The following is a 7,335-nucleotide window of genomic DNA, read 5'->3' as shown; positions in this document are numbered from 1 at the left end:
CCGCCTCATAGGTCTCGTGGATGATCGCCAGCTTCTCTGCCGTGCTCCAGCGCCGCCGACGTTCCGGCCCGGAGAGGACTTCCATCTTAAAATTGCTGCTAGTCATATTACCAACATTACTCCTACCCACTTAGCTAAGTGGGGGAGCATGTCCGGGCCTTTCGGGGGCTAATTCAGTGAACGCGGAGCTGCTTTCTACGTGTTCCGATTCCCACACCGTCGCCAAGTGCGCACACTCCGCAAATGTCCGGCATTAGGTAGAAAAGACCACCGAAAACGACTTATGCACTTGAATTATAAAGGAACTTTCAGCCAAGCTTTCTGGTCATCACGCTAGCGACAACGCCTGGTCATCACTTGCGGAACATTGGTTCTAAATTGGCCTTGAGAGAGCTGCCAGGTTCGCGATCAGTCGGAAAAATTGCCAGAAGTGCACAATGCTTATCAATAACGGTGGCTGTAAATTCTCCAGTTTCCGTAATGCGACCTCGCAAAGGGATCAAAACCGGAGAATCCCAGATGTTGGCTTTAGGAACACTCGAGGTGAACGGGCGAAGATCGGCCGTCCACCGTTCCTTTTCGAAGCCTATTAGCGTCTTGATCGTCTCCAAGTCCAGAAACGCAATGTTGTTCTGCGGATCAGTCCGATACCCCACCACTCGTGCTTCAATCACGACGTCCGCAAAGATAAAATCCGCCGCTCCGAAATTCTGTTGCCTCTGGCAGGCATAGGATTGCCCAGCGTAGAGAACATACGCCACAATCAGTGTAAGCAGTCGAAACGTGTGCAAACTCCAACCCTCACGACTGTGAATCTCAAGCTCCAATAGTCCCGTCTTAACAGGAGCAGAGAGTGCATCCAAGGTCCTTTCCGGGCCGAATGTGGCCATCGGCAATTAACCATTAAGACTTCGTCCGATCGACTCCTGTATGAAGTCCAGGTAAGAACCTGGGTCATGTTCAGGATGATACGCATACAGCTCTGACGAACTCGCGGCCTTCTCGGCCGCCGATCCGCTGTGCCTGCCGTTGACTTCTGGAGCCTGAACATGACCTTCAACGCCATCGCTATTGCCGCCATTGCCCTCCATGCACACGCTTCGGTATTGGCTGTCAGCACCTTGGGCGGGGGCTTAGAAATACGTCTGGCGTCTCTCCGGCTGGCGGAGGGGTTGCGTCATGGCGAACCCCGAAGGCACGCCCAAGGGCCAGCATTTCCTGCTCTCGCCAGAGTGCCGAACGCTGACGGTGCTCGATCTCGCCAAGATGCGGGATACAACTGCCTACAACTGGTTTAAGCGCCTGCGCTGGCCCGAGACGGAGGGCCAGCCTTACTGCCCAAAGTGCGGAACGCTGCGGTGCCACATGATGAGCCGCAATCGCTTCAAATGCACCGAGAAGACCTGCAAGGCCGTGTTCAGCGTCACCTCAGGCACGGTCTTCCATGCACGCAAGCTGAGCTTCAAGAAGATGCTCATCGCCATCTGGTTCTCGGCGAACTCGGTGAAAGGCAAAGCCGCACTCCAGCTCTCGCGCGAGATCGGCGTCCAGTACAAGACCGCCTGGGTACTCATCATGAAGCTGCGCGAGGCTATCGCATGGCGCAGGGAGGAGATGGTGCTCGATGGCGAGGTCGAGATTGACGGCAAGTACGCGGGCGGCCACATCCGTCCTGAAAACAAGGCCGAGGATCGCATCGACCGCCGCCTCAAGAAATACCAGAACATGAAGCGTCTTTGCGCTCTTGCGATCCGCCAGCGCGGGCTGGGAGCGCAGACTTTCACACGGATCATCCGAGACGAAGACAGCAATGCAGCCTGGGCGGCCGTCCGAGATCACGTATCGCGGGAGGCAACGGTTTTCGCGGACGAGCATGGCAGCTATAACGACCTGGCTGGCCTGAACAAGCTGCAGCGCGTCAACCACTCGAAAGCCTATCAGACCGACGATGGCACAAACACCAACCAGGTCGAGAGCTTCTTCTCGCGGGTCCAACGGGCCTACGTCGGCATCCACCATCGGTTTTCGTTGAAGTACTTCGACTGGTACCTAGCAGAGCTCGCATGGCGTGAGGATTGTCGGCAAGTGAGCAATCGCAGCCATACGTTCCAGGTGCTGGGCAAGGCACTGTCTCGTCCGACGTCACGCTATCTGTGCGGGTACTGGCAGGGTAACAAACCGCCGGACCTGATCTGGGAAGGCTAAGCGGCGACCTCCCACAGAACCTTACGACCGTCGAACTGGCCGGACTGCCTTACGCGTCCCGCAGTCGTCAGTTGGGTAAGGATCGCCGACAGACGGTGTGCGATGTCCAAGAGGTTCTCTGGCTCGCGCGGGATGCCGAGCTTGGCTGCAAACTTCGCGGCGCAGTCGGTCACCGAAATCGGTTCCCCTGCCTCGCGCAGGACCTCCAACACGGCTTGGCGCTTGTTTACGCCGTTCATCGCCGCCTTCACCTCGGATGACGACGGCTTGACCTTTCGAGAACGCTCGCGGCTAGCGATCCCAGGTGTTGGTGATGGCTGGTAGTCAGGTTCATAGCTCAGGATGACGCGATCCAGCGCGCCCATCAGCCCCTGAATTTCGATTTGCTCCGTTGCAATCTGCTGCAACCTCTCGACCAACGCGGCCCGCTTCCGCTTCAACTCGTACGCTACACTCATTCGAGGCTCCGTTTTCACCGGAACCAGGGTAGTCGGGATGCAATTTCAGGTCTGGTGGTTTTTGCTACCTAACGCCGCAAATACATCGTGCAGCACGAACGCCAGCCGCTCAGCGGGAGCAAGTTTTTCGAGTACCACAAACAGAGCTAGGCCAACCGAATGCGCTGCGGATATTTGATCCTCCGGACTTTTGCCAGCTTCGCGTGTGCCGATAGGATCGGATTCGATTTTGTCGAGCGGTTCCTCACACCGCGCCTTGCGTGATCGCAGAATATCGAGGCAGATTCGGGCTGTGACGGTGGTTAGCCAACCGCCCAGGTTCGAGATGTCCCCTGCCTCCGTCTGGGACAGGCGCAGCCACGTTTCCTGCACCGCGTCCTCCGCCTCGTTCAACGAACCGAGCATGCGGCAGGCCACTGCGCGCAGGTGGGGGCGATTGGTCTCGAACTGTTCCAGTGAGATATTTTTTGCTTCCATCGGTCACATTTCCTTCGTTGGCTCCGTCATGAGCATGACGAACGAAACCTAGCGGATGTGACAGCGGTCGGTTCCGGCGGTGGCGTCGTCTCATTTAAACGCCGGTGCTCGCACGGAGCAGAGAGGTATAACAATGTTCAGCAAAATCATGTTCGCCGCCTTGTTTGTGTCAGATCAAGAAAAGGCGCTCGACTTCTACACGAGTAACTTCGGCTTCGAGAAAGTGGCCGATAACCCCGGGCCTGAGGGCCGATTCCTGTTGATGAGCTACAAAGGTCAGGGATCGCCGATCCTGCTTTGGCCCGGCACAGGAGGCCGCGCGGCTTCCGAGTAGGACAAAATGGGCACGATCTTTCTTCAAACGGACGACCTTCGGAAGGACTTCGCCGAGCTCAAGGCGCGCGGCATCAAGTTCGTCGAGCCTGAGCCCGAGGACTACGCCTATGGCGCGCGGGCGACTGCCCTGGATCCCGACGGCAATCAGATTGCTCTGCGGCAGCAAGGAAGCCCACGGCAGCTCGGGAAATAGCGAGCCGGAAGACGGCGCGGCATCGGCAAGGACACTCTTGCCGGCCGCGCCTGCGACCATGCGATAGATCTTGCAAGCCGCGCCGAAAGGCTCCAGTCGCGAGAGCCCGCCGATGCCTCATGGCCGGCAAGGGTATCGACATCTTCGACAGGCAGGCGGTCCGTGTGCTCGCGGAAGCAGGCATCTGGGGATCCATTCGCCATCACGGTTGTGGCTTTTGCTTCCGGATTTCAAACGGGGAATTGTCATATCTCCATTGGCTTTGAGCGGCATCGGTCGACCGAATTGTTGCTAAGAATTTCAACCGTCCACGGTTCCTTGCGAGCCAGTCATCAGACGATCCTGAAACCAGTCACTTGATGCCTCAACGTCAGCCGCTGACCTCGATGTGGTTGTCCTCGCACCAGGTCCTCAACGCGTCTTCCGTGGCTTTTTGCTCGAAGGCGTACCACCGATCGATGGCGTGCCTGTGCTCCAACAGGTCCTTGAAGCGGACATAGGCACCCGCCCGGCTAAACATCCCGCAAACCTTATCGTAATCGTCGGGCAGGTGGTGGCGCGCGAACTTCAGCACCAGCGGCTTGCCGAGATCGAGTTCCCTCTTCTCCGGAATTGGGACGTATTTCTCGCCGTCCTCGACGTCGTCAGGCAGTTCTTCGACATCGTCCGCCCAGCCCGAATACCAGTAGATCTTGCCGGTCTCCTTGCACAGATAAGCCGTGTTTTCGCCGCTTCCGACGGAACTCACGAATTCCAACGCATCCAGAAGCTCGCTGAAGTCCACCGCCATTCCCGTCCTGCGCTCATGAGCCTATCGCCGCCGTATACAACTCGGCCTCAAATCGGGCGCAAATATGGGAGTCACCTGCAATTTACAAAGGAGACTGCTGGACGAACACCGCGGCCGAACGCGCACTGAGGGGCCTGGCTCTGGGCAGACGCATGGCGCCGCTCCGACCGCGGCGTCGAACGGGAAAGACGAGGTACCAGACTGCCTCAGCGACAGGCACGCCGCCCGCGTCGTCAACACGGCCGCGCTTGCAGCCGGTGTTCGTGCGCACCTCGGAGAGAGCGCGCTCAAACACTCAGGTCATTCGCCGCGCGCCGGGCCTGCCTCCTCGGGCTCGGCCGTGCCAGCAGGGAAATGACCCGCAAATATCAGCGCCGGCGCGACCGCTTCCGGGTCAATCTCACCAAGGCATCCGGGCTTTGAAGGGCCTCTCCGCTGCCCCGCGCTGAAAGCGCAAGGTCACAATCGATGGACGAAATTTCAGCTTATCGCTTGAATTGAAATCGGGCAGTAAAGTACGTGGGGCAGAAAGGGTGGCGGCGCCGAAACTCAGTTGGTTGATGATGTTGTGGGTAGCCGATGATCCGCATTGCATTGGTCGAATTTCGGAGTGACGATTGCACCGGATGGAGGCCAGCATGCAGAAGATCGACCTTGACGCCTTGAGTGAAGCAGAGCTGATCGACTTGCACGATGCGGTCGTCGATCGGCTCCACTTTCTGCATCAGCAGAAGACGGCGCATGCCTTGCTTGAACTGGCGATCGGCGAGCGCGTGATGTTCGATGACAATAACGGCCAAACGCAGGCCGGAATCGTTATCCGTCGCAACCGCAAAACGGTGACTGTGCACGGCGACAACGCCCGCCAATGGAATGTCTCACCGCAGTTGCTGCGAAAGGAAAAGCGGCCTGACGAGGGGCAGAGCGGCAAGCTGGTGCCGTTTTCGAGAAAGGCCTGACTTTAACTAGCCATCATGACGAGTTGCGACAAAGGTGGAATTGGCCGTCCTGAGCTTCCCAACCCGAGACGATCCCCCAGGAAATGAAAGAAGGGGATGCCGAGCTTTTGGCAGGTCTTCATCAGCCCGAGCATGACGTCGCGGGCAATGCGACCGTCGACGCTTATGGTGCCGCCGGAGATCTTGCGCCTGGTGACGAAGGAACGAATATCGTTTTCCGACGCGTTGGTGTGCAGGGGAATATACGGGTGCTCGAGAACTTTGAGCAGTTCGACCTTTCGTCTGTGGAGGCGCAAGAGCAACAGGTCGAGCTCGGTATAACCGGTACGTCGCGCGAAGATTTTGTCGAACCTGCGCCGAAACCCGGTGATCAACTGCGGTGAAGGCTGTTGTTTCCAGACCTTCAGCGCCTTGTAAAAGCGCCAGACGAGATCGCGGGTCGTCGTGACCAGCCGTTTTTGTTTCGGTGTCGTGGGCATCAGTTTCAGCAGCAAGCGTTCCGCATGGATCCAGCACAAGGCGTGGTTGGCGACATGGAACTGACCCGCATCGTCCGATGGCGGATGGCGCCCCAGATCGCCGCCTCCGCAACAGGACGCAGAAGCTGTCGGTCGAGGATATCGATGCCCTTGCTGCCAAATGATCGAGGAACGCAACCTGATCGGTGAATACTGCTGGGGGATTGGTCTTGAGCCTGGCCATAAGCGCGTGCTCGACGCCCTGCGCCTTCAGCCACTTCATCGCTTCGTCATTGAGAACATAGTCCTGATGCCCCGCCCGCAAGGCGGACAGGAAATTGAGCCGCGATTTGGAGAAGCTTGCGAAAGGTGGAAAAACGCTCGCCGCCAATCTGGGTGTCGGCCGCACCCGCTCATTCCCAGAAATGTCGCCATTCGTTCCCGAAGCGGCCAGCTCTACCTGCGACCGGGCCGTCCCTTCAACACCCCTCCTCCCCTGCCACCCTTTGGCGGGAATGACTACCGTATCGCAGGCAGCCGACTACGAAGTACACATGCTGAACAAAGGCAAAGACGGTGTGATGGTGTTCGAGCCGGGACTTACTCGAGTGGCCCCGGGAGACACCGTAACATTCATACCGACCGATAAGTCTCACAATGCCGAATCAATCGCCAACCTCATCCCGGAAGGTGCGCAGCCTTTCAAAGGGAAAATGAACGAAACGGTGAAAATCACTTTCGATGTTAAGGGCGCGTACGCCATCAAATGCGCTCCCCACATGAGCATGGGTATGGTCGCTCTTGTCGTCGTCGGCGACGCTCCGGACAACCTCGAAACCGTGAAGACTGCCAAGCTCCCGAAGAAGGCGCGGGATCGTCTCGACGCCGACATTGCAGCGGGAGCGATGTAACAACGCCGCGACGATCTGAACGCCCACGTTCCCAAAACGTGGGCGTTTTCATATGGTCCTATGGACTGCCGGCGCGCGAGGAAGGACGATACAGGATGCGGATCGAACATCTTCCGGAGGAGATCAGGGCATCGGTTCGAAGGCACACGCAAGGCTGTGCCAGCGATACCGTCGGCACTCTGCGGCCTGCAAACCGCAACCGAGAACTGGCAGGTTTGGTGCGGAATGTGAGCCGCCATATCCAACCAGTTCGACGAGGAAATAGACCCACGGGAGTTCTGCAACCGGCATGCCGCGAAATCCAGGCATGATGGGAAATCCTCGAGACACGTTGGGCGAGCTTCCAGCTTATGCCCGTGCTTAGAGCGAGGAAGACCTGTGCCGGTCATGAGAGCGTGTCATTTCGACCTTAGCCGGAACCGACCCGTTTTGGTCATTCGCCAAACAGCGCCTTGGTGTATTTCTTGGAGACGGCCCCGCTGCGCTGTCCGTTCGCTCCATAGTACCGATCTTCACGGCACAGCCGCTCCTTCACGTCGCAGAAAATC

The 7,335-nt window shown here is 58.1% G+C and carries 7 protein-coding genes and 3 pseudogenes; 5 read left to right on the top strand and 5 right to left on the bottom strand.

Translation table 11 applies throughout. The features are described from left to right. Window positions 1-353: 353 nt before the first annotated feature. Window positions 354-863: a hypothetical protein gene (locus tag ASD00_RS28620; RefSeq protein WP_156585862.1), complete on the bottom strand. Its 510-nt coding sequence runs from the start codon at window positions 861-863 to the stop codon at window positions 354-356. 316 nt (window positions 864-1,179) lie between these two features. Between ASD00_RS28620 and ASD00_RS28615 the strand changes: the two genes are divergently transcribed. Beyond that, the gene (locus ASD00_RS28615; protein ID WP_057210604.1) at window positions 1,180-2,205 is read left to right on the top strand and encodes an IS1595 family transposase; all 1,026 of its coding nucleotides are present in this window, start codon (window positions 1,180-1,182) and stop codon (window positions 2,203-2,205) included. Here ASD00_RS28615 and ASD00_RS28610 read toward each other — a convergent pair. Together ASD00_RS28610 and ASD00_RS28605 are read right to left on the bottom strand one after the other, a co-directional pair. Next, a complete protein-coding gene (locus ASD00_RS28610; RefSeq protein ID WP_057210602.1) occupies window positions 2,202-2,663 on the bottom strand; it encodes a hypothetical protein in 462 nt (153 codons plus the stop codon). The genes ASD00_RS28615 and ASD00_RS28610 overlap by 4 nt on opposite strands. A gap of 78 nt (window positions 2,664-2,741) precedes the next feature. Further along, window positions 2,742-3,140, bottom strand: a pseudogene (locus tag ASD00_RS28605) (sigma factor); the annotation flags it as partial. A 133-nt stretch (window positions 3,141-3,273) separates the two neighbouring features. Between ASD00_RS28605 and ASD00_RS42090 the strand changes: the two are divergent. After that, window positions 3,274-3,669, top strand: a pseudogene (locus tag ASD00_RS42090) (VOC family protein). Window positions 3,670-4,039: 370 nt separating this feature from the next. Here ASD00_RS42090 and ASD00_RS28595 read toward each other — a convergent pair. Then, window positions 4,040-4,459, bottom strand: a complete 420-nt coding sequence (locus ASD00_RS28595; protein ID WP_057210601.1) for a UPF0158 family protein — start codon at window positions 4,457-4,459, stop codon at window positions 4,040-4,042. Between the two features lie 199 nt (window positions 4,460-4,658). On the opposite strand from ASD00_RS28595, the pseudogene ASD00_RS42085 reads away from it, so the two are divergent. Both ASD00_RS42085 and ASD00_RS28590 read left to right on the top strand, forming a co-directional pair. After that, a pseudogene (locus ASD00_RS42085) lies at window positions 4,659-4,882 on the top strand (integrase); the annotation flags it as partial. Between the two features lie 215 nt (window positions 4,883-5,097). Next, complete coding sequence (locus tag ASD00_RS28590) at window positions 5,098-5,418, top strand: hypothetical protein (protein WP_057210659.1); 321 nt, start codon at window positions 5,098-5,100, stop codon at window positions 5,416-5,418. A 2-nt stretch (window positions 5,419-5,420) separates the two neighbouring features. Here ASD00_RS28590 and ASD00_RS28585 read toward each other — a convergent pair whose 3' ends face one another. Next, complete coding sequence (locus ASD00_RS28585) at window positions 5,421-5,912, bottom strand: transposase (RefSeq protein WP_244496158.1); 492 nt, start codon at window positions 5,910-5,912, stop codon at window positions 5,421-5,423. Window positions 5,913-6,391: 479 nt separating this feature from the next. Here ASD00_RS28585 and ASD00_RS28580 point away from each other — a divergent pair, with 479 nt between their 5' ends. Next, window positions 6,392-6,787 carry a pseudoazurin gene (locus ASD00_RS28580; protein WP_057210599.1) on the top strand — a complete coding sequence of 132 codons (396 nt, stop codon included), beginning with the start codon at window positions 6,392-6,394 and terminating at the stop codon, window positions 6,785-6,787. The last annotated feature ends 548 nt before the right edge of the window (window positions 6,788-7,335 follow it).

The sequence above is a fragment of the Ensifer sp. Root31 genome (assembly GCF_001424825.1).
GTDB classification, from domain to species: Bacteria; Pseudomonadota; Alphaproteobacteria; order Rhizobiales; family Rhizobiaceae; genus Ensifer; species Ensifer canadensis.
The sequence above is the reverse complement of the archived record's forward strand: the minus strand, read 5'-3'. Positions and strand labels throughout refer to the sequence as shown.